Below are 26,607 nucleotides of genomic sequence, written 5' to 3' on the forward strand. Positions count from 1 at the left end.
TTATGCCTCATATTTTATTTGGCCGTTCCAGAGAACTGGAAATTGAAATCACAGAATATTTAGATCTTGTTAATCGAGGGGCTTTAACTTTTAAAAGAGATTTAAAAAGGTATATCCAGAAAGATTTTAATCTTTTTGAGGAATCTCTAACTGATATTAAAAAGATTGAAAATAATGCGGATGAGCATCAAAAAGATATTAAATATAAGTTATATAAATATATGTTGATTCCGGAATCCAGGGCTGATGTTTTGAATATTATTGAAGAGATTGATACAATAACTGACCTGGCAAAGGAAGTGATTTATGAGATCTCTATTGAAAAACCAGTGATTCCAGAAGAATTAGAAAGTGATTTTTTAGAACTTGTAGAAAATAGTTCTGAGGCAGTAGATATGCTGGTTAAATCGGTTCGAGCTTTTTTTGAAGAGATTTCTCAGGTAAATGATTATGTAAATAAGGTACACTTTTATGAGCATCAGGCAGACAAAAATGAGGAACGACTAAAAAGAAAAATATTCTCTGATCAATGCAAGGAGATTGATATTGCCTATAAGCTGCAGCTAAGATATTTTATTGAAGAAATTGCTGCTTTATCTGACCAGGCAGAAATGGTAAGTGAAGATGTTTCTGTGGCAGCTGTTAAGAGAAGAATTTAAATTAGTAAATGGTGGTGTGAAAAATGATTGAAGTTATTATCTACCTCTCCAGTGGTCTATTTTTAGGCTGGTCATTAGGTGCCAATGATGCAGCAAATATTTTTGGAACCGCGGTGGGCAGCAGGATGCTTAAATTTTCAACCGCTGCTTTAATCATGACAGTCTTTGTAATTTTGGGTTCAGTGGTCAGTGGTGCGGGAGCTTCAAATACTCTTGGTGCTCTGGGACAGGTTGGGACCCTGCCAGCAGCATTTGTAGTTGCTTTTGCAGCAGCGGTTGCAGTTTCCTGGATGACAAAATTGAGTTTGCCAGTGTCTACATCTCATTCTATCGTTGGAGGAATAATAGGCTGGAATCTTTATTCCGGTTTTGCAACTGATCTCAGTGTGTTAAGGGAAATAGTCGGTGCCTGGATATTTTCTCCAGTACTTTCGGCTTTTTTTGCTGTGATTTTATATTTTATCTTCAAAAAATGGCTTAATAATGCTAAAATTCATCTTTTACAGCTTGATTTTTATACCCGCTGGGGATTATTAATTGTAGGTGCTTTTGGAGCTTATTCTCTCGGGGCTAATAATATTGCTAATGTAATGGGAGTTTTTACTGGAATTATGAATATTCCGGATTATAATTTAGGTGTCTTTACTTTTAGTGGGGCTCAGCAATTATTTTTGCTTGGTGGTATTGCTATCTCGGTGGGAGTAGTTACTTATTCAAAAAAAGTTATGCTAACTGTTGGCTCGAATATTATGGATATTTCACCTGTAGGGGCTTTTATTGTAGTACTGGCAAGTTCAACTACTCTTTTTATTTTCGCTTCAGCCAGTCTTAAAAATTTTCTGATTATGCTTGGCCTTCCTTCTTTACCACTGGTACCAGTATCAAGTTCTCAGGCAGTTGTGGGAGCCGTACTGGGACTGGGCCTCGCTAAAGGTGGTCGAAATATTAATTTTAAATTACTCGGTAAAATTGGTGCTGGTTGGGTATTGACTCCAATTACAGCTGCAGTGATTTCATTTTTCCTATTGTTTTTTATGCAGAATGTTTTTATCAGGTCAGTAGTTTAAAATTGCGGTTTAGCTGCTGAGATTTTCAGTAACTTAGATTATAATATCGATAAGATTATAAGATTTAAAGAGGTGATTAAATGTTTGAAGATATTCAGCTGGGAAACTATCTGCAGCTGATAATTAATAAAATACAGAATAATCTTTTGGTCTGGGCAAACTTAATTGAACTAATCATTTTTGCTGCAATTACTATAAGTGCATTTTTCATATCTAAATTTTTATACAGTCATGTTGATGATTTGCTGGGGAAAATTAATGCTTTAAAAGAACGCAAAAAAATAAGGATTCTTGATAAATTATTATTTCCTTTAGTTTTAATGATTTTAATTGGCCTTTATTATGTTATTGCGGCAGCCTTTAATTTACCATTTGTGATTATCAGTATTTTTGGTAATTTAGTTTCTGCCTGGTTAATAGTAAAAGCAATTAGTTTGTTTTTCCCCCGGAATAAAATGTTTCGTTTTTTATCATTTTTAATCTGGATAATTGCAGCTTTAAGGATTCTAAATATTTATCAGGAAACTCTAAACTTACTTGACAGTCTTGCTTTTAACAGTGGTAATTTAAGAATCTCTCTGCTACTTATTATTAAAGCCATTATTATTTTTAGTATCTTATTCTGGCTGGCCGGTAAAGTCAGCAGGATTGTTACTGCCAGAATTGACAGCAGTGATGGCTTGACACCTTCGATTAAAGTGCTTTTGAATAAGATTTCCAAGTTTTTAATTTTCACATCTGCTGTTTTATTTACTCTGAGTGCTGTAGGAATAGACTTAAGTGCTTTTGCCTTCCTTGGTGGTGCTATTGGTGTTGGTCTTGGTTTTGGACTACAGAAAATAGTTTCCAATTTTATTAGTGGAATAATTATTCTAGTTGACAAATCAATTAAGCCTGGAGATGTTGTAGAAATAGGAAATGTATATGGATGGGTTAGAAAACTTGATACCCGTTTTGTTTCTGTAGTAACAAGATCTGGGAAGGAATATTTAATTCCAAATGAAGATTTTATTACTAAAGAAGTTATAAACTGGTCTTACAGTGATGAGCTGGTCCGGGTTGAGGCAGAGGTTGGAGTTTCTTATAACAGTGATTTAAGACAGGTTGAAAAACTAATGATGCAAGCTATAGAAGAGAAGGGTAGAATTTTAAGTGATCCGGCCCCCAATGTTCTTTTAATGGGCTTTGGAGATAGTTCGGTAAATTTTGAACTTCGTTTTTGGATCAGTGATCCCCGCAATGGAATTCAGAATATTAGAAGTGAAATTTTAATGTCAATCTGGGATAACTTTAAAGAATATGATATTGAAATTCCATTTCCTCAACAAGATTATCATCTGCGGTCACTTCCGGAAGATGTAAATGAATATTTAAAATCACAATTTAAAGAAAAAAATGCAAATAAGGAGGCTAACTATGAGTAAAATTTTAATTCCTTTAGCAGCTGGTTTCGAAGAGATTGAAGCAGTGACAAATATTGATGTTTTAAGAAGAGCAGGACTGGATGTAATTACTGCTGGAATTGGTAGTAAGCAGATTGAAGGTGATCATGGTATTAAGATAGAGACAGACACAGAAATATCAGAGTTAAGTGCTGATGATATCTCTGCTGTCGTTTTACCAGGAGGAATGCCCGGAGCAGCAAATTTAAGAAATAGCGCTGAGCTTTTAAAATTAATTAGAGCAGTTAATGAAAAAGGAAATCTATGTGCTGCAGTCTGTGCTGCTCCAATTGTGTTGGAGGCAGCGGGGATTCTGGAAGGAAAAAATGCAACTAGTTATCCCGGCTTTGGTGATCAAATGCAGTCAGCAAATTACCGAGAAGAAAGAGTAGTAATTGATGGCAATATAATTACCGGCAGAGGCCCGGGAGTGGCAATGGAATTTGCGTTAACTGTAGTGGAATATCTGCTGAATGGAAAAGAGAGAGTAGAGCTTGAAAAAGCAATGCTGGTTAAATAAATAAGAAGATTTCATTAATAGTGCTCCCCCCTTCAAAGGGGGGAGCTATAAATAGTGACTGTTTTAAAACAGTTTTTGTTGTGAGCGAAAATTTCATCTAACAAAAAAAGTTAGAAGATTAAAAAAATGATTTAAGGGGGAGTAAAATGACAGTAATTAAATTGAGTGCACTGGATCATATTTTTGAAAAATACGAAAAGAAAAAAGGTAATTTGATCCCTGTTCTCCATGATATTCAGGAAGAAATAGGTTATCTTCCAGTTGAAGTTCAGCGCTATGCCAGTAAAAAGCTGGGAGTTGCTATGAGTAAAATTTATGGAGTTATAAGTTTTTATTCTTTTTTTACTACAGAACCCAAAGGTGAGCATACAATTGGTGTCTGTATGGGAACCGCCTGCTATGTTAAAGGGGCAGAAGATATTTTAAATAGATTAAAAGAAGAATTAGAAATTGAGACAGGCCAGACAACTGCTGATAATAAATTTACGATGACTGTAACTCGCTGTCTGGGGACCTGCAGTATGGCGCCAGTAATTATGATTGATGAACAGGTACATGGTAATCTTACAGCAGCAAAAATTCCAGAAATAATTAATAAATATTAATAATTGAGGTGTAAAAATGGCAAAAAAAGAAATTTTAATCTGTGCCGGGACTGCCTGTTTATCTGCCGGAGCAGAAGAGATCAAAGATAGGTTTGAAGAAGAAATAAAAGAACTTAATTTAACTGAAGATTATGAAATAAAAACAGTGATCAGTAATACAGGCTGTATAGGTCCCTGTAGTTTGGGACCAATTGCGATAATAAAAGATGACAGTACATTTTACGGCCATTTAAAGACAGAAAATGTGGAAAGAATTGTTCGAGAACACCTGCTGGAAGGTAAAATTGTTGAAGATTTATTAACCGAAGAAGACGGAGAAAAGATAGAAGATTTTAAGGAAATCCGTTTTATGAAAAAACAGAAGCGAATTGCTTTAAGAAACACAGGAATTATCGATCCCAATAAAATTGAAGAATATATAGAAAGAGATGGCTATCAGGCCTTGAAATCTGTTTTGAATAACTTAACTCCTCTGGAAGTAATTGAAGAAATTAAAAATTCAGGGCTTAGAGGAAGAGGTGGGGCAGGTTTTCCCACCGGTATAAAGTGGAGTTTTGCCCATCAGGCAGAAGGGGAACAAAAATATATAATCTGTAATGCAGATGAGGGTGATCCGGGTGCTTTTATGGATCGCAGTATTTTGGAAGGTGATCCCCATAGTATAATTGAAGCAATGATCATTGCAGGTTATGCAATTGGAGCAGAACAGGGATATGTTTATGTTAGAGCAGAATATCCGCTGGCAGTTAAGAATTTAAAAATAGCAATCAGAGCAGCAGAAAATAATGGATATCTGGGCAGCAATATTTATGGAAGTGATTTTTCATTTAATCTGGAAGTAAGAGTAGGAGCAGGCGCCTTTGTTTGTGGAGAAGAAACAGCACTTATTGCTTCTATAGAAGGTAAAAGAGGTCAGCCTTCAACTAAACCGCCCTATCCTGCCAATTCTGGCTTATGGGGAAAGCCAACTGTGATCAATAATGTAGAGACACTGGCCAATATTGTACCAATTATTAATCAGGGTAGTGATTGGTTTAGCAGTATTGGTACTGAAAAAAGTAAAGGAACTAAAGTGTTTGCCGTTGCTGGTGATGTTAAAAACACAGGCTTAGTGGAAGTACCAATGGGAACAACTCTACGGGAAATAATTTTTGATATTGCTGGTGGAATTGCTGAGGATAAAGGCTTTAAAGCAGCCCAAATAGGTGGACCTTCTGGAGGTACAATTCCTAAAAAATATTTAGATTTACAAATAGATTATGAGTCAGTCAAAAAAGTAGGAGCCATAGTGGGCTCTGGTGGTTTAGTAATTATGGATGAGGATAATTCAATGGTTGATGTGGCAAGATTTTTTCTGGAGTTTACTGAAGATGAATCCTGTGGTAAGTGCACTCCCTGCCGGGTAGGTACAAAGAGGATGCTTGATATTCTGGAGAAAATACTGGAGGGTAGAGGAAGAAGTCAGGACCTCGATAAATTAGAAAAGCTGGGAAATACAATTAAGGAAACCTCCCTCTGTGGACTGGGGCAGACTGCTCCCAATCCGGTTTTAAGTACTCTTAAATATTTTAGAGAAGAATATGAAACACTAATTAAGCAAGCAGAGGAGGTAAATTAAATAGTGGAAATTATTATAGATAACAAAAAAATTGAAGTTGATAAAGGAAAAACAGTTCTGGAAGCTGCTAAAGAAAATGGAATTGTAATTCCAACTCTCTGCCACAGCTCTTTTTTAGAAGATGTTGGTGCCTGCAGAATATGTTTAATTGAAGACCTTGCTGACGGAAAACTAAAAACTTCCTGTACCACTGAGGTAAAAGAGGGAATGAAGATTTTAACAAAAAGCGAACGAGTAGAAGAATCCCGCCGGACAATCCTTGACTTATTAATTTCTGACCATCCCTTAGACTGCATGACCTGTGAGGCAGATGGAAACTGTATCCTCCAAGATTTAGCCTATCATTATGGTATTGAACGATCTTCTTATGGTTCAAAAGTTGATAGACGTTTTGAAATTGAAAGAGACAATGAATTTATTGAGCTGGATCCTGATAAATGTATTTTATGCGGTAAATGTATCAGAGTTGATCAGGATATTCAGTGTTCAGATGCTATAGATTTTGTTGACAGAGGTTTTCAAACTAAGGTGGGGGCAGCTAATGACAAGGGATTGGGGGGAGAAGATTCGACCTGCGTTTTCTGTGGTCAGTGTGTAGAACTTTGTCCAACCGGAGCTTTAAGCTATATCCCTTCTCAAAAGAAAGGTAGAGAATATGATTTTGAAAGGACTGTTACTACCTGTCCTTACTGTGGAGTTGGCTGTCAGTTAGAGCTTAAAACCAGAGATAGAAAAGTTATAGAAGTTGGTTCAGTCTATAGAGAAGGAACTCCCAACCCTTATGGTGAAGCCTGTGTTAAGGGAAGATTTGGTTATGATTTTATTAATCACCCTGATCGGCTTAAGAAGCCGCTGATAAAAAGAAATGGTAGTTTTGAAGAGGCCGAATGGGAGGAAGCTCTGTCCCTGGTGGCAGAAAAACTGACAGAAATTAAAGATGAATATGGTGGAAGAGCTCTGGCGGGTTTAAGTTCTGCTAAATGCACAAATGAAGAAAATTATTTAATGCAGAAATTTATGCGAGCAGTAATCGGTACAAATTCTGTTGACCACTGTGCCAGGTTATGTCATGCTTCAACTGTTGCCGGTTTAGTTAAGGCTTTTGGTTCAGGAGCGATGACTAATTCGATTGCTGAAATTGAAGGTTCAGACGTGATATTTGTAATTGGCTCCAATCCAACAGAAAATCATCCGGTAATTGGCAGTAAGATCAAAAAAGCTCAAAAACAGGGGACAAAATTGATAGTTGCTGATCCCCGTCAAATCGAACTTTCTCCACTGGCAGAAGTAGCTATCCAGCAGCGGCCTGGTACAGATGTAGCTTTACTCAATGGTCTAATCCATGTAATTATAGAAGAAGGGTTGGCCGATCAGAAATTTATTGCAGAGAGAACGGAAAACTACGAATACATGGCCGCAGTTGTTGAAGATTATACTCCCGAGATGGTAGAAGAAATTACTGGAGTTGAAGCTGCTAAGATAAAAAAAGCAGCCAGGCTCTATGCTGAGGCAGATAAGGCAGCAATTTATTTTGCTATGGGAATCACCCAGCACAGAACTGGTACAGATAATGTATTATCAGTTGCCAATTTAGCACTTTTGACAGGAAATGTGGGTAGAGAAAGTACTGGTGTTAATCCACTCAGGGGTCAGAATAATGTGCAGGGAGCCTGTGATTTAGGAGCCCTATCAAATGTTTATCCAGGTTATCAATCAGTAGAGGATCCTGAGATTAAAGAAAAGTTTGCCCGTGCCTGGGAATCAGAAGATCTCTCAGAAGAAATTGGTTTAACTGTTGTTGAAATTTTTAAGCAGGCTGGTGAAGAGATTAAAGGACTCTATATTATAGGTGAAAACCCTGTGATTTCTGATCCAGATCAGCGGCATATAGAAGAGTCTCTTGATAAACTTGATTTTCTGGTTGTAGAAGATATATTTTTGACGGAGACTGCTAAATTTGCTGATGTTGTACTGCCAGCTGCCTGTTTTGCTGAAAAAGAAGGCACTTTTACCAATACTGAACGCAGAATTCAAAAAGTTAATAAAGCAATTGAGCCTCCAGGTGAAGCAAGAGCAGACTGGAAGATAATTTCTGAGATTTCAACCAGGATGGGTTATCAGATGGATTACAATTCTCCAGCAGATATTATGGCTGAAATTGCAGAAATAACTCCGATTTATGGTGGGATTTATACTGATCGACTGGGAGATAAGGGTCTGCAGTGGCCATGTAAAGATAGAGAAGATCCTGGAACTAAGTTTTTACATCAGGGAGAATTTGCCCGGGGTAAGGGTAAGTTTCATCCTGTAACATATATTCCACCAGCAGAAGAGGTAGATGACGAATTTGATTTTATCATGATGACCGGGAGAATGCTCTATCATTTTCATACCGGTACAATGACCAGAAACTCGGAGCCAATTGATAAACATGAACCTGATTCCTATCTCGAAATAAATAAAAAGGATGCCAAAAAGTTAAGGATAAAAGAAGGAGACAGGGTTAGAGTGACTTCCCGTCGGGGTGAGGTAGAAACAAATGTGAGAATCGGGGACAGGGTTCAGCAGGGTCAGATCTTTATGCCCTTCCACTATGCAGAAAGTCCGGCAAATAGGCTGACAAATCCTGTTTTAGATAAGGATGCCAAGATTCCTGAACTGAAAGTAACAGCAGTTAAAATTGAAAAAATTAAGTAAGGAAAGATAATTAGCAATTTAGTCGAAATGCCGGAGGCACCCTCCATTTGTACAAAGCATTACAAGCACGGTTTAAGGTTGCAGAGTAAAAGCAGATAAAATTAAGAAAAGCCTACCCGTTGCCTCACTGAGTCTTCGTTTAATAACGCGTGGTCGGCTCAGCATTAGGCCATCGAGGCCGTCAGACGAGTTAGGGTAGGCCTTAATTTTATCTAGCTGTAGTCGTCGTGAAGACTATGCTAATTATCTTTTTGTTTTTATTTATTATACATTTCCCCATAATATCTCTCCAGCATTTTCTTAGCGGAGAATCTTTCATAGGTAGTATTAATACTTTCTGCCATCATATCTTTCCAGCGATCCTTGTTACCATAAAAAGTTGGAACAACTTCGTTGAATAGAACTCTATAGAGTGCATAAAGATCACTTTCATCCTGACCTTCACCTACATAGCCATCTCCAAACTGCCAGCCATTGATTCCGTGTTCACAACCTTCAACCCACCAGCCGTCAAGAATACTCAAGTTTAAACCACCATTCATGGCAGCTTTCATACCGGAAGTACCACTGGCTTCAAGTGGTTTGCGGGGATTGTTTAACCAGATATCAACACCACGAGTCATATAACGGGCAATTTCCATATTGTAGTCTTCTAAGAAAACTACACTGTTAGGAAATTCTTTTGCTTTTTTAACCAGATTGGCTACAATTTCTTTACCATTGTCATCAGTTGGATGTGCTTTGCCGGAGAAGACCAGCTGAATCTCTCCAGATTCTAAATAAGGATCAATGATATCGGATTTTTTGAAAATCAGATTTGGTCTCTTATAAGCTGTTGCTCTGCGAGCAAAGCCAATAATTAACTTATCAGGATCAAGTTCTGCTCCGTTTTTTTCTTTGACAAAGTCAACAAGTTCCTGCTTCATTGTCTGATGAGTACTGTAAATTCCTTCTTGATCGCCCATATTTTCAATAATTCTATCATCAACCCAGGTACCTCTGTGAACACCATTAGTGATTGAAATGATAGGTGATTTACCGGCAACATCTTTCCACATTTCACGAGAAGTCTGTCCGTGAAGTTTGGCAACTCCATTAGAAATTCTGGCCAGACGTAATCCAGCAACTGTCATACTAAAGGGGCTGTCACCAATTTCTTTCATTTGTTCTCTACTTAGTCCATTAAAAGCACTCATTTTCTTGAGGCTGTCAAGACTGTGAGATTCATTTCCTTCCTTAACTGGAGTATGAGTGGTAAAGACAATATCATCTTTAACATCATCCCAGGCTGTATGGAAGTCCATACCTGTTTCCATTTTTTCTTTAATCAATTCTGTTCCTGCTAAGGCTGCATGACCTTCATTAAAATGATAAATATCAATATTTAAGCCGAGTTTTCGAATTGCTTTAACTCCACCAATGCCGAGAGCTATTTCCTGAGCAATTCTCCTCTCGTTAAAACCATCGTAAAGACCATCAGTAATTGTCTGATACTTTCTGTTTTCAGGTAGATTTGCATCAAGTAGATAAAGAGTAGCATTATCAAATCTATCCAGTTTCCAGATTTTTAAAGTTACCTCCTGATCTCTAATTGTGACGGTAACAGTTTCTCCAGTATCTTCAGCGTAATCATAAATTTCCTTATTGACAGGATGCTGATCCTCAGGTCTACCTTCATCATTTATTACCTGTTTTGAATAACCTTTGCGCCATAAAAGTCCAATTCCTGTTACAGGATAAGAAAATTCCTTTGCTGCTTTTAGAATGTCTCCTGCTAAAATTCCAAGTCCACCTGCATAGATCCGCATGTTTTCATCTAAACCGTATTCCATACAGAAATAAGCTGTGTGCGGCTTATTATTGTTCATTAATAAATCACTCCCTATTAATAATTGCTCAAACGATTGCACAAATTTTATAATAATATCTATTCCTATTTGTTCATTATATCAAATTTTCAGCAAATGTCTATTTTTTAAATACTTTTTCTTTAAACTCTTCCAGCAGTTTATGTTCATTATCACTATCAGGTAAAAAATAATAGGCCGGAATTTCGCTGTGGATTACAGGTATTTCATAGCTTAATCCTTTTTCCATGGCCTTAAGATATCTTTTAGCAGTCTGTTCCCAGGTATAAGTTGTCTCAACTCTTTCGCGTGCTTTAAGCTGATAATCACGCCAGACTCCATGGCGGCCAACAATTTTATTAAGGCCCCGGGCAATATCCTGAGGATCTTCAGGATCAATTAGAATACCAAATTCGTCATCTGCCATAATTTCACTCTGACCTCCATTTTTAGTAACAACGGCTGGTAATCCGGCTGCCATTGCTTCAACTGGAGCGAGACCAAATGGTTCATAAAATGAGGTTAGAGAGAAGACGGACTCTTTTTCTGACAAATACCCATAGCATTCTGCCAGTTCTTTTTGACTGTTCAGAGGAAACATTGAAATCTTACCCTGAAGCTTATTATTTTTAATAACATTCATTATTTGATCTAAAATTTCTTTTTCCTCTCCAGCAGCAGAGCTGTAATCTTCAAATGGATTTTCAATTCCGCGGAGAGTAATAACCAGATTAGATTTCTTTTGTAATTCCTGATCACCGGCAAAGGCTTTGACTAAAGCGAGATGATTTTTCTTCTGATCAAGACGGCTGGCACAGATAATAGCCGGTTTATCAACTCTATTTGCTTCCAAATCTCGCTCAAGGTACTGATCTATCATCCTGGCAGTAGCTTCAGAATAACTGCCATCAAAAACATCAGTATTTACTCCAGGTGGAATAACCGAAAACTTTTTATCGTTTTCTACGTTCACAGCTCCCTGATAATAAGAGTGGGAATATTGTTCCATTCTTTCCTGTGAGGTACTTACAATAATCTGATTGGAAAATTTCATGGACAGTCTCTCAGCAATAATTCGACTGTGAAATTTAAAGCGCTCAATTAATTCTTCACAGTTTTCTTTTGCAAAATTAAGTTTATCCATTTTTTGAGCTCCCAGTGAGTGACCGGTGAAGGAAAATGGAGTTTCCATTTTTTCTTTCAGCAGCACACCAGCCAGCCCTCCATCACCATAATGGGTTGTAAAAAAATCGGGAAAGGCACCTTCTTCATCATAAAATTCGGCGATAGCATCGACATATTTTTTTAAATGTGGCCACAATTTTTCCTTGGCCAGAAATTTATCTCCGCCAAAAGGAAGTCTAATTATTCTTAAATTTTCACAACCCGGATAGCTGTCATAGAGTTTGCTAAATTCAGGCCATTCTGGATCATTAATCTGACGAGTAATTATATCTACTTTAACCCCCATATTAGCAAGGGCCATACTTACTTCTTTAACATAAACAAGCTGACCTCCAAAATCAGGATGTTCTGTCCAATAACTGTCATTTTGATCGAAATTACCCTGAGGGTTTAAAAATGCTACATGTTTAATTTCACTCATTAAAATTACCTCCTTCAATTGGCTGAATATCGTAAAAAGATATTATTTCTCTTAATGGTGGAACTGAAGAAAGAGCACCTACTCCCTGAATTTTAAATGCGGCCACTGCATTTCCAAGTCTGGCTGATTCTTTAACTGGCAGGCCTTTAAGAACACCGGTCAAAAATCCTGCCCAAAATGAGTCTCCAGCACCTGTAACATCTATAACTTTTTCGGAAAAAACAGGTATATGGAGAGCTTTATTGCTTCCATCTGAAAGAATTACTCCGTCTTTACCCAGACTTAAAATGACAATTTTCGCTCCATCATTATGGTATTTTTTTATATAGTTTTCTGGATGGTCCTGACCATAGAGGTGATAGGCGTCGTCTAGAGATGGTTTAATTACATCAGCTTGAGCAATTAATTCTCTGATAATTTTACTTCCTTTGCTTCCTTCCGGCCAGAGGTTAGCCCTGAAACTGGGATCAAAGGCAAAAAATTTATCTTTTTTTATAGCATATTCAATAGCTTTAATAGCAGTTGAACGAGCCGGATTTTTTGAGAGAATAAAACTGCCTGTAAAAAAGATTGAAGAGTTGTTAATTTTGTTATATATGCTGTCACTTATCTGTAGATTAATATCTGCTCCCCGATAAGCAAGCCAGGAAGGAGTTTCCTTACTTTTATTAACAAATATGATCGGTGTACCCTCTTCCTGATCATACTGCATACAGTCCAGATTGATGCCTTCATTTTCTAAAATTTCTGTCAAATATTCGCCAAACTCATCTTTACCAATACGACTAATAAAAGCAGTTCTATTTTCGAGGCGCTGCATATTTACTAATACATTGGCAGGGGAGCCACCAAAGTAACGAGTAAAATTAACACATTCTTTAAGCGGTGCTTCTTCCCTGGATATCATATCCAGCAAAACCTCTCCATAAGCAGTTATATCAAAGTCGTTTTCTGCAAAACTTAAACTGTCATGAATTGTTAACAATCGCCTCACCTCACATTTTTAATTTTAAAGCTACTCTTAAATATTATTTCTACATAAATTTTAAATAACCTGTTTTTTATAATAATTAATCTCAGTTGAGAGCAGGAATAGTAATAAAGATAAAGAATTATAATTAATACAGAGAACTATTTTATTTGACATTAATTGATCAATAATCTTAATGCTATCTGATAAAAATACCTTATTAGTAGTGGAGTTGATTTTTATGTTTAATCAAAATTTAAATATTAAACCAGCTAAATTATATTATGCTGGAGATGATCTGGGCTTAACGTTTTATCAGGACAGTATAAATTATAAGATCTGGTCTCCTCCTGCTCAGTCAGCTGTAATAGAAATCTATGCTGATGACAGAGGCTTAAATAAACTGGCTGAATATAAGATGCAGCCTGCCCTCAGTGATACCTGGGAGACTAAATTGCCCCATAAATTTTATGGAAAATATTATCAGCTGCGGCTAAAAGTTCACCGCAGAGAATATAATTTTGTTGATCCCTGGGCTAAAGCAGTTGGAACCAACAGTGAGTATGGACTGATAGTTGATCCTTCCCGAGTTTATCCTCCAACCTGGACTCATGACAAAAAAGTGGAGTTGGAAGACCCTGTTGATGCGGTTATTTATGAACTTCATGTTAAAGATTTTTCAGCTTCGAAAGAAAGTGGTATCAGACACCAGGGTAAATATACTGCTTTTACTGAAAGACACAGTATTAATCGAGAAGGAATGCTGACCGGAATTGCTCATCTCAAGGAACTTGGAGTTACTCATGTACATTTACTGCCTGTGTATGATTTTGCATCTGTTGATGATACAGACCCTGAAGATTATAACTGGGGTTATGATCCTTTATATTACATGGTGCCAGAAGGTTCCTATGCTTCTGATCCTGCCAATGAAAGTCGAATTTATGAATTTAAAAAGATGGTTAAAACCCTTCATTCTTATGGGATTGGAGTGGTAATGGATGTAGTCTATAATCATACCTATCATACCCAAAATTCTCCCTTTCAAAAGATTTTTCCTAACTATTTTTACAGATTTACAGAGGATGGTAAATTTGCTAATGCATCAGGCTGTGGAAATGAGATTGCTACTGAGCGGGAAATGATGCGTAAATATATAGTTGATTCTTTGTTATACTGGAGCCGGGAATATCATATTGACGGCTTTCGTTTTGATCTGATGTCATCGATCGATCGAGAAACAATGCTGCTGGCAGAACATAAGCTGCGCAAAGAAAATCCATCAGTTTTAATCTATGGAGAGCCCTGGACAGCTCTGGAACCACAACTGCAGCGCTATCAACAAATTCGCAAGGGGGATCAGCGGGGAACTGGGATTTCAGTTTTTAATGACAATTTTCGCAATGCTCTTAAAGGTGATAGTGATGGCACTGGCAGGGGCTTTATTCAGGGTGAGATTGGACTGGAAAGAGAAATTGACGAAGGTGTTATTGGAGCAATTGGTTTAGAAGAAAGACGTTTATATGGTTTTACACTGCAGCCGGGAGAAAGTATTAATTATCTTGATTCTCATGATAATTTAACTCTCTGGGATAAATTGGCCCGTTCCTGTCCAGGGGCTAACGAAGAACAGCGACAAAAGATGCATAAACTGGGTCAGGTAATCTTGTTAACCTCACAGGGAGTGCCCTTTATGCAGGCGGGAACCGAATTTTTACGGACTAAATTTGGAGACAAAAATAGCTTTAATTCTGGAATTGAGATAAATGAATTAAAATGGGAAAGGAAAACAACTTATCGAGATCATTTTAATTATGTTAAGGGCCTGATTAATCTACGCAGCCATCACCCGGCTTTTAGAATTCGTAATAGAACAGAAATCAAAGAAAAACTGCATTTTATTGATTCGCCATTTGCTACAGTTGGTTATGGTATCTTTAATAATGCTAATGAAGATGCCTGGAGTACAATTCTGGTTTTGTTAAACCCTTCTCATGAATGGAAGCAGTTTTATTTGCCAGAAGATAGAACCTGGGCAATAGTAGTTGATGATAAGGAAGCTGGAACAGAGCCAATAAGATTTTTTCATTCTCATGAAGTAATGGTACCTCCAATTACAGGAATGGTAATCTATGCAGCAGATTTAGTTACAGGTTATTAAATGCTTGTAGCTTTTCTCTTCTTGTGATAAAATTAATACTAAGTATTTGAGTAGGGAAGCGTTTGCACTAAATTGTGGCAAATTTTACTTATTTACAAAATTTAAAAAATTTATTACAAAGAAGGGAGTATTAGAGTAAAGAATGATTAAAGATGAGAATTTAAAGAACGTTGAGTTACCAAAAGAAGTTGAAGAACTACTGGAGGCCTGTCCTAAATACACAGTTGCTCATAATGAACAGCAGCTGGTTGAGTTGTCAGTTAGAGATGCTAAAAATGGCTGTCAGGAAGTAAAGTATGATATACCCGATCAGGGTGAGGTGGTGGAGGCTGTAGTTTGTAAGGTCCGCAATGGTATTTCCGCCAATTATCCTGAACCTTATATGCGCCGTCGTGATCCTAACTGTATGCTGATTGCGGATGATAAACCAACAGATAAAGAAAGATATGAAAACCGATATGGAGAAAGTTTTGAAAAGAATATGCGGGGTGAGACTTTTGAGTGGTTGAAGACACAGGAGTTAGCTTTATTCTTTTTTGAAACAGGACCTAATGGACTGGGTGTGAAGGCACTGGCACTGGTGCCAGCAAATGCCGGTTTTTTTGCGTTTGGTCTTTCATTGCTGCAGGGAATTGTTGATACCCGGGAGTTAGAGGAAGTATTTGAGCCTACCTCTCATATCTATGTTGCACCACCGTTTAGACATACTCATTTTGACGGTGAACAGGTTGTTGTACATCGTCGATTGGACAGTAAATACGAAATGTTTGCCTATAATCTTTATCCCGGACCCAGTGCTAAAAAGGGAGTTTATGGTATGCTGATCAATCAGGGAGAAAAAGAAGAATGGGTAACTCTACACTGCTCTGCAGTTCAGGTTGTGACTCCATATGGTAATACTGTCAATATTTCTCACGAAGGTGCCAGTGGTGGTGGTAAAAGTGAGATGCTGGAAGATATGCACCGTGAAAGAAGCGGACGTCTGCTCTTTGGTCAAAACTTAATGACAGATGAGAAATTCCACATTACTTTACCACAGGGTTGTGGTTTAAGACCAATGACTGATGATATGGCAATCTGTCACAATTCACTGCAAAAAGATAATGGCAAATTAACTTTAATGGATGCAGAAAATTCCTGGTTTGTAAGAGTTGACCATATTGATAAATATGGTACTGAACCTAACCTGGAAGCAATTAGTGCTAATCCAGATAAACCATTATTATTTTTAAATATTGATGCTGCACCAAATAGTACTGCTTTAATCTGGGAGCATATAGAAGATGAACCGGGTAAATCATGTCCTAACCCAAGGGTAACAATACCGCGTGATATTATCCCCGATGTTTTAAAAGAACCACTTTCTATTGATGTCCGCAGTTTTGGGGTGAGAGTTCCTCCCTGTACTAAGGATAATCCTACTTATGGAATTATGGGTTTATTTCATGTTCTTCCACCAGCACTTGCCTGGTTATGGAGATTAGTTGCTCCAAGGGGACACGGAAATCCAAGTATTATTACAGGTGATGGAATGAGTTCCGAAGGTGTAGGTTCTTACTGGCCATTTGCTACCGGTAAAAAAGTAGATCAGGCTAATTTATTACTGGAGCAGATTATGGACACTCCAAAAGTAAAATATATATTAATACCTAATCAGCATATTGGGGCCTGGAAAGTAGGATTTATGCCAGAATGGATAACTAGAGAGTATTTAGCCCGTCGTGGAGGAGCCTGGTTTACTGAAGATCAATTGAAACCAGCCAGAATGCCGCTTTTAGGTTATTCTCTGCAGGAATTACTGGTCGAAGGGCAGCATATAGAAAAAGAATTCTTACAGGTTCATCGTCAGCCTGAAGTTGGCGAAAAAGCTTATGATATTGGAGGGAAAATTCTTTCTGATTTCTTTAAAAAGTGTATTGAACAGTATCTAGAACCCGGACTGGATCCAGTTGGTAGAAAAATAATTGAGACAGCTCTTAATGATGGCGGGGTAGAAGATTACTGTGATTTAATTGAAGGTGAACCAATAATCAGGCAAATTTAGAAATATTATTTAAAGTTTTCTATTTAATCAAGATCAAAAAAAGCTTAAAAATATAGAAGGAGGGACTACCTCCTTCTTTTTTTATAGAATATGTTAAGCGCTTGACATATAATCTGAGAGATAATAAAATATAAATATAATTTATAAACAAAAAATTTCTGGAGGGGTTAAATTGGCAACCAAAAATGAAATAATGTTAATTACATATGCAGATAGTATGGGCAAAAATTTAAAAGATTTAAAAGAAGTTCTTGATAAACATTTTCAGGAGGCAGTTGGAGGAGTTCATATTTTACCTTTTTTTCCTTCCTCTGCAGATAGAGGTTTTGCACCTCTTACTTACAGGGAAGTTGATCCTGACTTTGGTGATTGGAATGATATTAAAGCGCTGTCGGAAGATTATTATCTAATGTTCGATTTTATGGTTAATCATATTTCAAAGCAGTCTGAGTACTTTAAAGATTTTCAGCAGTATAAGGATGACTCTAAATATGCTGATTTTTTTATTCGTTATCAGGATTTCTGGGAAGATGGTGAGCCAACAGAGGAAGAAGTTGATTTAATTTATAAACGTAAACCTCGTGCTCCCTATATTGATGTTGAGTTTGCAGATGGTACAGAAGAAAAAATCTGGTGTACATTTGCGGAAGAACAGCTGGATTTAAATATGGAATCTGATGTAGTTAAGGAGTTTATCAAAAATAGTCTGGAGTTTTTAGCTGCTCAAGGTGCTTCAATTATTAGACTTGATGCTTTTGCCTATGCAGTTAAAAAGGCTGGTACAAGCTGTTTTTTTATTGAACCTGATATCTGGGAAATTTTAGACTACTGTAAAGACATCCTGGCTGAAAAAGATGTTGAGATTTTGCCTGAAATTCACGAACATCATTCGATTCAGCTTAAAATTGCAGAAAAAGGTCATCCAGTTTATGATTTTTCTCTACCAATGCTATTACTACATTCAATTTATAGTTCGACTTCCAAAAGACTAAAAGAGTGGCTTAAAAAATCACCAGACAATCAATATACCACTCTGGATACACATGATGGTATAGGTGTAGTTGATGTTAAGGATTTAATGACAGATCAGGAAATAGAAGCAACCAGAGAGATGCTTTATAAACAGGGATCTAATGTTAAAAAGGTTTACAGTAGTGAGGCTTATGATAATCTGGATATTTATCAGATTAATTGTAGTTATTACTCAGCTCTGGGTAATAATGATGATGCATATCTTTTAGCAAGAGCGGTACAGTTTTTCGCTCCCGGTATTCCCCAGGTATATTATGTGGGAATGCTGGCTGGAAAAAATGATATTGAACTTCTGGAAGAAACAAAGGTAGGTCGGAATATCAATCGTCATTATTATTCAAAAGCAGAAATTGAAAATGAAGTTAAAAGACCTGTAGTGAAAAAAATGATTAATTTGATGGAATTTAGAAACTCCTATCCAGCTTTTAATGGAAATTATACTATTTATGATTCTGAATCGGAAGAAGAATTAAAAATTAGCTGGCAGAAGGAAGAAGCGAAAGCAATTTTAAATGTAGATTTTAGCAGCAACAGTTTTGAAATAGACTATTTTAATCCTCAAAAAGATAAAATGGAAAGCTTAAAACTATAAATATTTCTTTGATCTTTAATTTAAATTTAAAGAGTTTAAAATTAAATGATTGGAATTTAACTGTTTAAAAATTTAAATTAATAAAGACTATTTGTTTTTGGTTTTTTAAATCCAGGAGGTATTAAACTATGACTACACAAAAAGATGTGGCGGAAAAAGCTGGTGTAACAGTGACCACAGTCTCCCGGGTTATTAATAATCGCGGCTATATAGCAGATGAGACTCGAAAAAAAGTTTATCAGGTAATGGAGGAATTAAATTACAGACCTAACGCAGTAGCCAGGTCACTTTCAAAAAGGAAATCTGATATTTTGGGAGTGATTCTGCCGGCGGTTTATCATCCTTTTTTTAGTAGCCTGTTGTCATATTTAGAAAATTATGCTTACCAAAATGGTTATAAAATAATGCTTTGTAACTCTCAAATGGAGGCCGAAAAAGAAAAAAATTATATAAATATGCTGCGAGCTCAGCAGGTAGATGGAATTTTTCTGGCAAGTCATACTTTAGATATTGCTAAAGAAATTAAGGTAGACTTACCTGTGCTAACTTTTGACCGGCAGATCGAAGGAATTCCCTATATTTGTTCAGATAATTTTAAAGGAGGCAGACTGGCAGCAGAACATTTGCTGGCAGAGGGGGCTGAAGAATTGGTTTATATTGGAGGTAGTTTGGAACTGGACTTACTTTCCAACCAGCGTTTTAAGGGCTTTAAAGAAACAGTAAACAGAAAAGGCCTAAAAGTAAAAAAGTATCAGTGTCAGTTAAATAGTTTTAATCGTCAGGAGTATGAAAAATTAGCAAAAGAAATTTTTAGAAATAATAGAAAAATTGATGGTATTTTTGCCAGCAGTGATTTGATTGCTGCAGCAGTAATCAAAGAGGCTGAAAATAATGGAATCAGGGTGCCTGATGATTTAAAAGTTATTGGTTATGATGATCTTGAGCTGGCCCGCCTTTACAGGCCAGAAATTACAACCATCCGGCAGCCTACAGCAGCTATTGCTCGCAGAGGTATAGAACTGCTGTTAAAGGCAGTAGAGGGTGAGGAAGTAGAAACAGAAAATATTCTGGATGTCGAGTTAATCAAAAGGGAGTCAGCCTAAATGATATTAAACAGGCAGGGAATTAGTTAATTCCCTGCCTTAATATAATTTATGGGTATAATAAGCTTAGACTATGGTGTTTTTCGCAATTATCATGGGCAAGTTGGTATCGCCTTTAAGGGATTTGTCAGCAGTTATCTGAACACCTTTATCTAAAATCACATTTTCCAGATAAGCATTTTCGCCAATCTCTGATTTCTGCATAATAATAGAGTTTTTAATAACGGCACCTGGATGAACTTTAACTCCTCTAAATAAAACGCTATTTTTAACTTCACCTTTAATTGAGCAGCCATTTGCAGCCAGAATATTCCGGGCGTTGACACCATTTTTATAGCCAGTGGGAGCCTCATCTTTAGGTTTGGTATAGATTGGCCCATTTTTAAGGAAAAGATCCTGCCAGACATTTGGTTTTAAAAGTTCCAGATTGCTTTTATAGTAACCATTGATTGAGTTAATTACAGCTGCGTAGGAACGGAAAGGATAGCCATAGACTTTTAAGTTGTTTAAGTTGCCTATTATTGCATTTTTGACAAAATCCCATTCTCCTTTAGAAATACATTCGTCAATTATATCAAGCAGTAGTTCTTTTTTCATAATATAGCGCTGTAAGGAGATTTTTTTATAGAAATTTTTTTTGGGATTAACCTTCATGTCAATTATACGATCATTATCATCAGTATTGATTACTGTATAAGTTGTATCCCGACGGAAAACTTCAAGCTGACGATAGATTATTGTAATATCATTATCATTTTCTATATGATATTTAAAGGCGTCTCTGTAGTCAATATTGGCAACTACATTGGGACTTCCTATAATAACATATTCCTGATTGCTGCGCTTAATATAATCAATATTACTGGCAAAATTCTGCAGGTCACCTTTATAGGCCCGATTAGCCTGATAAATATGAGCAGGAGGTAGGATAAAGAGACCATTTCTTTTGCGGTCTAAATCCCAGGCTTTGCCAAAACCAATATGATCCATTAGAGAACGATATTTAGTCTGCAAAAGCAGCCCAACATTGGTAATTCCCGAGTTAACCATATTTGACAAAGGGAAATCAATTAATCGGTAGCGGGCTCCAAAAGGAACAGAAGCCAGAGAACGATGTCCAGTTAACTTATCCAGAAAAGATTCATCAAGTGCGTTGTTAATAATTGCCATTACATTATTCATATTTGCTCCGCCTTTTTTGTAGATCGGTGTCATCATCATTTATCCCACCACCATTCCTGCTTTAATATTTGAAGCTTCCGGGATGACTTCATCATCACCAATAACTGTTATTTTTAGTTCATTACTTTTTTTATCATCTGTTTCCAGGCCGATTTTTGAGTTTTTTTCGACAATTACATTTCGACCTACGATTGAATTTTTAATTTTAGCACCACTCCGGATTCTGGTATTGGGTAGAATAACTGAATCTTCAACTACAGCATCTTGAGCCACTTTAACTCCGAAAAAGAGAACCGAGTTTTTAACTGTACCCATAATCTGAGTTCCTTTGTTAATCATTGAATTATCTACTTCAGCATCTTCGGATAGATATTGTGGAGGACGATTGGGATTAACACTGTAAATAATCCAGTTGCGATCCTGAAGATCCAGAATTGGCTTTTCTCCTAAAAGATCCATATGAGCCTGCCAGTAACTTTCAATGGTTCCTACATCTTTCCAGTAACCTTTAAAAGTATAGGCGTAGAAATTGAGATTATCAGCCATCATTTTTGGGATAATATTATGACCAAAATCGCCGGCTGAATCATCATTTTCTTCGGCTTCCTCAATTAAATACTTTCGCAAATATTCCCAGTTAAAAATATAGATTCCCATAGAGGCCAGATTGTTTTTAGCGTTTTCTGGTTTTTCCTGAAATTCTATTATTTTTTGATCTTCATTGGTATTCATTATTCCAAAGCGATGGGTTTCTTCCCAGGGAACCTCCAGAACTCCTATTGAAACATCAGCATTTTTTGTTTTATGATAGTTTAACATTTCTGCATAATCCATTTTGTAGATATGGTCTCCGGAGAGGATTAGTACATATTCTGGATCATAAATATCTATAAATTCTATATTCTGATAAATTGCATCTGCAGTCCCCTTATACCAGGAACCACCGCCTTCCTTAACATAAGGAGGAAGTACAGTAACTCCACCATTGTGACGATCAAGATCCCAGGAACTCCCACTGCCGATATAACTGTTTAAAACCAGTGGTTTATACTGGGTCAAAACACCGACAGTAGTTATTCCAGAATTGGTACAATTACTAAGAGGAAAGTCGATTAATCTATATTCAGCACCAAAGGGTACAGCAGGTTTGGCAATGTTTTTTGTTAACACTCCGAGTCTGGTCCCTTTGCCACCGGCAAGCAGCATGGCCAGCATTTCTTCTTTTGGCATATTGATTACCTCCTTTAAAAATTGAAAATAAACTATTCCTGTGTGGCTTTTTCTATTCTGGAACCCTTACTATTTTCTGTTGATTTTTTAAGACTTTTAGTTTTCTTATTTTTGTTCTTTTTGTTTTCTTCTTTGTATTTTAAGTAAATTCCAGCCAGAGGTGGCAGATTAATGCTGATTGAATAATCAAAACCATGAAAAGGAATTTCTTCAGTTTTAACTCTAGCTGCAGTTTCATAATCCGAACCACCAAAAACTTTTTGATCACTATTTAAAAGTAATTCATATTCACCGGGACCCGGAACTCCTATTCGATAATTATCTCTGGGCACAGGAGTAAAGTTCAGGACAATCACCAGCTGTTGAGTTTCGTTTTCAGAGCTTCTGATAAAACTGATTACACTCTGTTCATAATCATCTGCCTCAATCCAGCGAAAACCTTCATGTTCATGGTCAAGTTCCCAGAGCGCCTTTTCTTTACGATAAACCTGATTTAACTCCTGCATAAACTCCTGAGTTAACTGATGTTTTTCATAGTCCAGCAGCAGCCAGTCCAGGCTTTGTTTATAATTCCATTCAATAAACTGACCAAATTCCCCACCCATAAAGAGAAGTTTTTTACCGGGGTGAGCATACATATAAGTAAAAAGAAGTCTCAGATTAGCAAATTTTTGCCAGTAGTCTCCTGGCATTTTATCCAGCAGTGACTTTTTGCCGTGGACAACTTCGTCATGGGATAGAGGCAGTACATAATTTTCACTTTGACTGTACATGCTCGAAAAAGTTAATTTATTATGTTCCCATTTTCTGTAGACTGGATCATGTTCCATATAATCCAAAGTATCGTTCATCCAGCCCATATTCCATTTAAAGTTAAATCCAAGTCCGCCATCATGGACTGGAGCTGTAACCAGGGGCCAGGCACTTGATTCTTCCGCAATCATTAAAATACCAGGATAACGTTCAAACATTTCACTATTTAATTCCTTGATAAATTCTATGGCTTCCAGGTTTTCAAAACCACCATACTCGTTAGCAGCCCACTGACCATCTTCTTTTTCATAATTTAAATAAAGCATATTACTTACTGCATCAACTCTTAATCCATCTATATGGAATTTACTCAGCCAGTAATTGGCACTGGAGATCAAAAAACTCCAGACTTCATTTTGAGCAAAGTCAAAGTTTAAAGTATCCCACTGAATATTTTCGGCTCGTCTGGGATCAGAACTTTCATAGAGATGAGAACCGTCAAATAAACGCAGTCCATGATCATCTTTACAGAAATGACTCGGAACCCAGTCCATAATCACACCAATATCATTTTGATGCAGTTGGTCAACAAAATACATAAAATCTTCAGGACTTCCGTATCGGGAAGTTAAGGCAAAATAACCCGTGGTTTGATATCCCCAGGAACCAGGGAAAGGATATTCTGTTAATGGCATTAATTCTACATGGGTAAAACCCATCTCATTAATATATGGTACCAGTTCATCAGCTATATCTCTGTAGTTCATTAATTCACCATCATCCTGTTTCCAGGAACCGGGATGCATTTCATAGATGCTTAGTGGCTCTTTAAGATGATTAGAATTTTTTCGTTTTTTAAGCCATTTATTGTCCTGCCAGTTGAAAGTTTCAGTTTCATAAATTTGAGAAGCTGTTTTTGGAGGTGTTTCCTGTCTTCTGGCATAAGGATCGGTTTTAACTCTAATTACCCCCCTATAGCCTCTAATCCAGTATTTATAGTACATTTTATTTTCTGCTTCTTCAATAAAAGTGGTCCAGATACCGGAGTCTTTAATTTTTTTCATTGGGTTTTTATGTTTGTCCCAGTCATTGAAATCTCCTACTACACTTACTTCTTCAGCATTTGGTGCCCAGACTGTAAAACGAACACCTTTTTTTCCATTTTCATTAGTAATATGTGACCCTAAAAAATTATAGCTCTCATAGTGTCTGCCCTGATGAAATAAATATCTATCATAATCACCAGGATAATTATTTTTAGGCATTAAACTCCCCCCCTAAAATCTTGATAAAAAATTTATTTAAAAATTTTATAAATCTACTGTTGTATTGTATTTATTCTCTATTTCCGTTAAATTTCCTTTAATTAATCAGTTGATAGATCTCAAATTATGACTCTTTTCTGAAAAAACGATTTAGTTGACATTATTCTTGACATTTATTAAACTAAGGTTAACAAATATAATTTAGTTGATTTTGTAAATGAGTAGAAAGTAGATAGAATTGTTTTTATAATCACAGGAGGTGGCTCCATGAAAAAAGGTAAAAAGAAGATTTTGTTTGTTGCTTCAGAAGCGGATCCATTTATTAAAACTGGGGGCTTAGCTGATGTTGCTGGTTCTTTACCACAGGCATTAAGAGAAGAGGGGCATGATGTTAGACTGGTGATTCCACAGTACAGACAGATTCCAGAAGAATACAAAGAAAGAATGGAATCAGTCTGCCATTTTCGGACAAAACTAGCCTGGAGAGATACATATTTAGGTGTTAACAGACTTGAGGAAGATGGAGTTCCAGTTTATTTTATTGATAATAAATATTATTTTGATCGAGATTCAATTTATGAAAATGATGACAAACATGAGCAGTTTGCTTTTTTCTCCCAGGCGGTTTTAGATATGCTGCCTGTAATTGATTTTAAACCGGATATTATTCATGCTAATGACTGGCAGACAGGACCATTACCACTGCTTTTTGCAGATCGATACCGTCAGCAGAGCTATTATCAGGATATTAAAACTGTATTTACTATTCATAATTTAAAATATCAGGGACAGTTTGCAGGTCATTCAGCTGGAGATGTTTTGGGAGTGGCACCACATCACTGGGAAAGTGGTAATATCAGGCATAATGGTCTGCTTAATTATATGAAAACCGGGATTATGTATGCCGACCATATCACAACGGTAAGTGAAAGTTATGCTCGAGAAATTCAGACTTCGTATTTTGGTGAAGGGCTGGATTATGCCTTAAGAATGCGAGCTGATGATCTGAGTGGAATTTTAAATGGGATTAGTTATGAAAAATTTGATCCTAAAACAAATAAAAATCTGGCTGTTCGCTTTTCTAAAGGAGAAATTGACAAAAAGCTGGCCAATAAAATTCATATTCAGCAGAAACTTGGTCTGGAAGTCAATGCTGATAAACCCTTGATTGGTTTTATTTCGAGAATGGTTGAACAGAAAGGTCTGGATTTGGTTAGAGCTGTTTTTGATGAAATCATGGAAACTGGGGCTCAGTTTTTAATTCTGGGTACCGGTCAGAGAGAATACGAAGAATTTTTTAAGGCTAAACAGCATAAATATCCTGATAACCTTTCAGTAAATATTAAGTATGATGCTCAGCTTGCTGATCAAATTTATGCAGGTAGTGACCTGTTTTTAATGCCTTCCAGGTTTGAGCCCTGTGGCTTAAGTCAGCTAATCAGTTTTCGTTACGGCACTATTCCAATTGTAAGAGAAACAGGTGGTTTAAATGATACTGTAGTTTCTTATAATGAAGAAACCGGTGAGGGAACAGGATTTAGCTTCAGCAATTACAATGCTCATGACATGCTCCATACAATTGAAAGAGCAGTTTCTTTTTATGAACAGAAAGGAGTCTGGAATAAACTGGTCAATAGAGTAATGGACCTAAATTACAGCTGGCATAATTCAGCTAAAAAATATTCCAAACTCTATAATAATCTGACTGAAGAAAAAGCTAAGCGACCTAAACAGAAAGATAAGTCTGAAATGAAAATAAAAGTTTATCAGCCTGAAAACGCTGAAAAACTTAAAGTTAAATCGAAAGCTAAGAAAACGGAGGCTCCCAGCAAGAAAACTGCTTCCAAAAAGAAAAGAAAAAAAGTTAATATTAATCAGGCTGCAGCGGCAGAACTGGCTGAACTTCCGGGGATTGGAAATGCCTATGCAGAGAGAATAGTTGCCTATCGGGAGGAAAATGGAGATTTCAAAAAGAAATCTGAGTTAACAATGGTTAAGGGAATTGGTAAGAAAAAATATCAAAAAATATCTTCATTACTGACTCTTTAGCCAAGATAACAGTTAAAAAAGCAACCTGGCCGTCTTAAATGGCGGTCTTTTTTTGCTGAAATTTGATAAAAAAATCACAATTTGATAGAAATTTTCATTTTTGTTTGCTTATAGCTTTTAGATTAAATATAATAGATATAGAGTAAAGTTAGAAATTAATTTAAA

18 protein-coding genes are annotated in these 26,607 nt (G+C 36.6%); 12 read left to right on the forward strand and 6 right to left on the reverse strand.

All coding sequences use genetic code 11. From position 1 onward, the window contains the following. The first annotated feature begins 2 nt into the window (after positions 1-2). The 7 genes from DFR80_RS08520 to fdhF all read left to right on the forward strand — a co-directional run bounded on the left by DFR80_RS08520 (position 3) and on the right by fdhF (position 8,608). Entirely contained in the window at positions 3-659 is a 657-nt protein-coding gene (locus tag DFR80_RS08520) for a DUF47 domain-containing protein (protein ID WP_076544289.1), read from the forward strand. A gap of 23 nt (positions 660-682) precedes the next feature. Further along, the gene (locus DFR80_RS08525; RefSeq protein ID WP_114489733.1) at positions 683-1,726 is read left to right on the forward strand and encodes an inorganic phosphate transporter; all 1,044 of its coding nucleotides are present in this window, start codon (positions 683-685) and stop codon (positions 1,724-1,726) included. A gap of 80 nt (positions 1,727-1,806) precedes the next feature. Further along, positions 1,807-3,150, forward strand: a complete 1,344-nt coding sequence (locus DFR80_RS08530; protein ID WP_114489734.1) for a mechanosensitive ion channel family protein — start codon at positions 1,807-1,809, stop codon at positions 3,148-3,150. Continuing rightward, a complete protein-coding gene (locus DFR80_RS08535) occupies positions 3,143-3,688 on the forward strand; it encodes a DJ-1 family glyoxalase III (RefSeq protein WP_114489735.1) in 546 nt (181 codons plus the stop codon). Before DFR80_RS08530 ends, DFR80_RS08535 begins: the two co-directional genes overlap by 8 nt. Positions 3,689-3,834: 146 nt before the next feature. Then, complete coding sequence (gene nuoE, locus DFR80_RS08540) at positions 3,835-4,293, forward strand: NADH-quinone oxidoreductase subunit NuoE (RefSeq protein ID WP_114489736.1); 459 nt, start codon at positions 3,835-3,837, stop codon at positions 4,291-4,293. A 16-nt stretch (positions 4,294-4,309) separates the two neighbouring features. Further along, complete coding sequence (nuoF, locus tag DFR80_RS08545; RefSeq protein WP_114489737.1) at positions 4,310-5,911, forward strand: NADH-quinone oxidoreductase subunit NuoF; 1,602 nt, start codon at positions 4,310-4,312, stop codon at positions 5,909-5,911. After that, on the forward strand, positions 5,912-8,608 hold the full coding sequence (gene fdhF / locus DFR80_RS08550) for a formate dehydrogenase subunit alpha (protein ID WP_114489738.1): 2,697 nt from the start codon (positions 5,912-5,914) through the stop codon (positions 8,606-8,608). It begins immediately after the preceding gene. A gap of 257 nt (positions 8,609-8,865) precedes the next feature. Here fdhF and glgP read toward each other — a convergent pair whose 3' ends face one another. From glgP to DFR80_RS08565, 3 genes are all read right to left on the reverse strand, one after another. Beyond that, a complete protein-coding gene (gene glgP / locus DFR80_RS08555) occupies positions 8,866-10,476 on the reverse strand; it encodes an alpha-glucan family phosphorylase (protein ID WP_114489739.1) in 1,611 nt (536 codons plus the stop codon). Between the two features lie 100 nt (positions 10,477-10,576). After that, positions 10,577-12,061 carry a glycosyltransferase gene (locus DFR80_RS08560; protein ID WP_114489740.1) on the reverse strand — a complete coding sequence of 495 codons (1,485 nt, stop codon included), beginning with the start codon at positions 12,059-12,061 and terminating at the stop codon, positions 10,577-10,579. Continuing rightward, the gene (locus tag DFR80_RS08565) at positions 12,054-13,046 is read right to left on the reverse strand and encodes a carbohydrate kinase family protein (protein ID WP_114489741.1); all 993 of its coding nucleotides are present in this window, start codon (positions 13,044-13,046) and stop codon (positions 12,054-12,056) included. The genes DFR80_RS08560 and DFR80_RS08565 overlap by 8 nt, the downstream gene beginning before the upstream one ends. Before the next feature lie 226 nt (positions 13,047-13,272). Between DFR80_RS08565 and pulA the strand changes: the two genes are divergently transcribed. The 4 genes from pulA (at position 13,273) to DFR80_RS08585 (ending at position 19,963) form a co-directional block, all read left to right on the forward strand. Then, a complete protein-coding gene (pulA, locus tag DFR80_RS08570; RefSeq protein WP_114489742.1) occupies positions 13,273-15,192 on the forward strand; it encodes a type I pullulanase in 1,920 nt (639 codons plus the stop codon). A gap of 142 nt (positions 15,193-15,334) precedes the next feature. Then, a complete protein-coding gene (locus DFR80_RS08575) occupies positions 15,335-17,236 on the forward strand; it encodes a DUF4914 family protein (protein ID WP_114489743.1) in 1,902 nt (633 codons plus the stop codon). 172 nt (positions 17,237-17,408) lie between these two features. Next, positions 17,409-18,860, forward strand: coding sequence for a sucrose phosphorylase (gene gtfA / locus DFR80_RS08580; RefSeq protein ID WP_114489744.1), 1,452 nt, complete (start codon positions 17,409-17,411; stop codon positions 18,858-18,860). A 128-nt stretch (positions 18,861-18,988) separates the two neighbouring features. Beyond that, a complete protein-coding gene (locus DFR80_RS08585; RefSeq protein ID WP_114489745.1) occupies positions 18,989-19,963 on the forward strand; it encodes a LacI family DNA-binding transcriptional regulator in 975 nt (324 codons plus the stop codon). Between the two features lie 66 nt (positions 19,964-20,029). Here the strand turns inward: DFR80_RS08585 and glgD are convergent, their stop codons facing one another. Genes glgD through glgB form a run of 3 tightly spaced genes read right to left on the reverse strand, consistent with a single transcriptional unit; the run spans position 20,030 to position 24,393 of the window. Then, the gene (glgD, locus tag DFR80_RS08590; RefSeq protein WP_233493791.1) at positions 20,030-21,184 is read right to left on the reverse strand and encodes a glucose-1-phosphate adenylyltransferase subunit GlgD; all 1,155 of its coding nucleotides are present in this window, start codon (positions 21,182-21,184) and stop codon (positions 20,030-20,032) included. Beyond that, on the reverse strand, positions 21,185-22,375 hold the full coding sequence (locus DFR80_RS08595) for a glucose-1-phosphate adenylyltransferase (protein ID WP_076544304.1): 1,191 nt from the start codon (positions 22,373-22,375) through the stop codon (positions 21,185-21,187). It lies immediately after the preceding gene. A gap of 32 nt (positions 22,376-22,407) precedes the next feature. Further along, positions 22,408-24,393 carry a 1,4-alpha-glucan branching protein GlgB gene (glgB, locus tag DFR80_RS08600; RefSeq protein ID WP_114489746.1) on the reverse strand — a complete coding sequence of 662 codons (1,986 nt, stop codon included), beginning with the start codon at positions 24,391-24,393 and terminating at the stop codon, positions 22,408-22,410. Positions 24,394-24,660: 267 nt separating this feature from the next. On the opposite strand from glgB, the gene glgA reads away from it, so the two are divergent. Continuing rightward, entirely contained in the window at positions 24,661-26,442 is a 1,782-nt protein-coding gene (glgA, locus tag DFR80_RS08605) for a glycogen synthase GlgA (RefSeq protein WP_114489747.1), read from the forward strand. Positions 26,443-26,607 lie beyond the last annotated feature (165 nt).

This window comes from Halanaerobium sp. ST460_2HS_T2 (assembly GCF_003337665.1).
Classification (GTDB): domain Bacteria; phylum Bacillota; class Halanaerobiia; order Halanaerobiales; family Halanaerobiaceae; genus Halanaerobium; species Halanaerobium kushneri.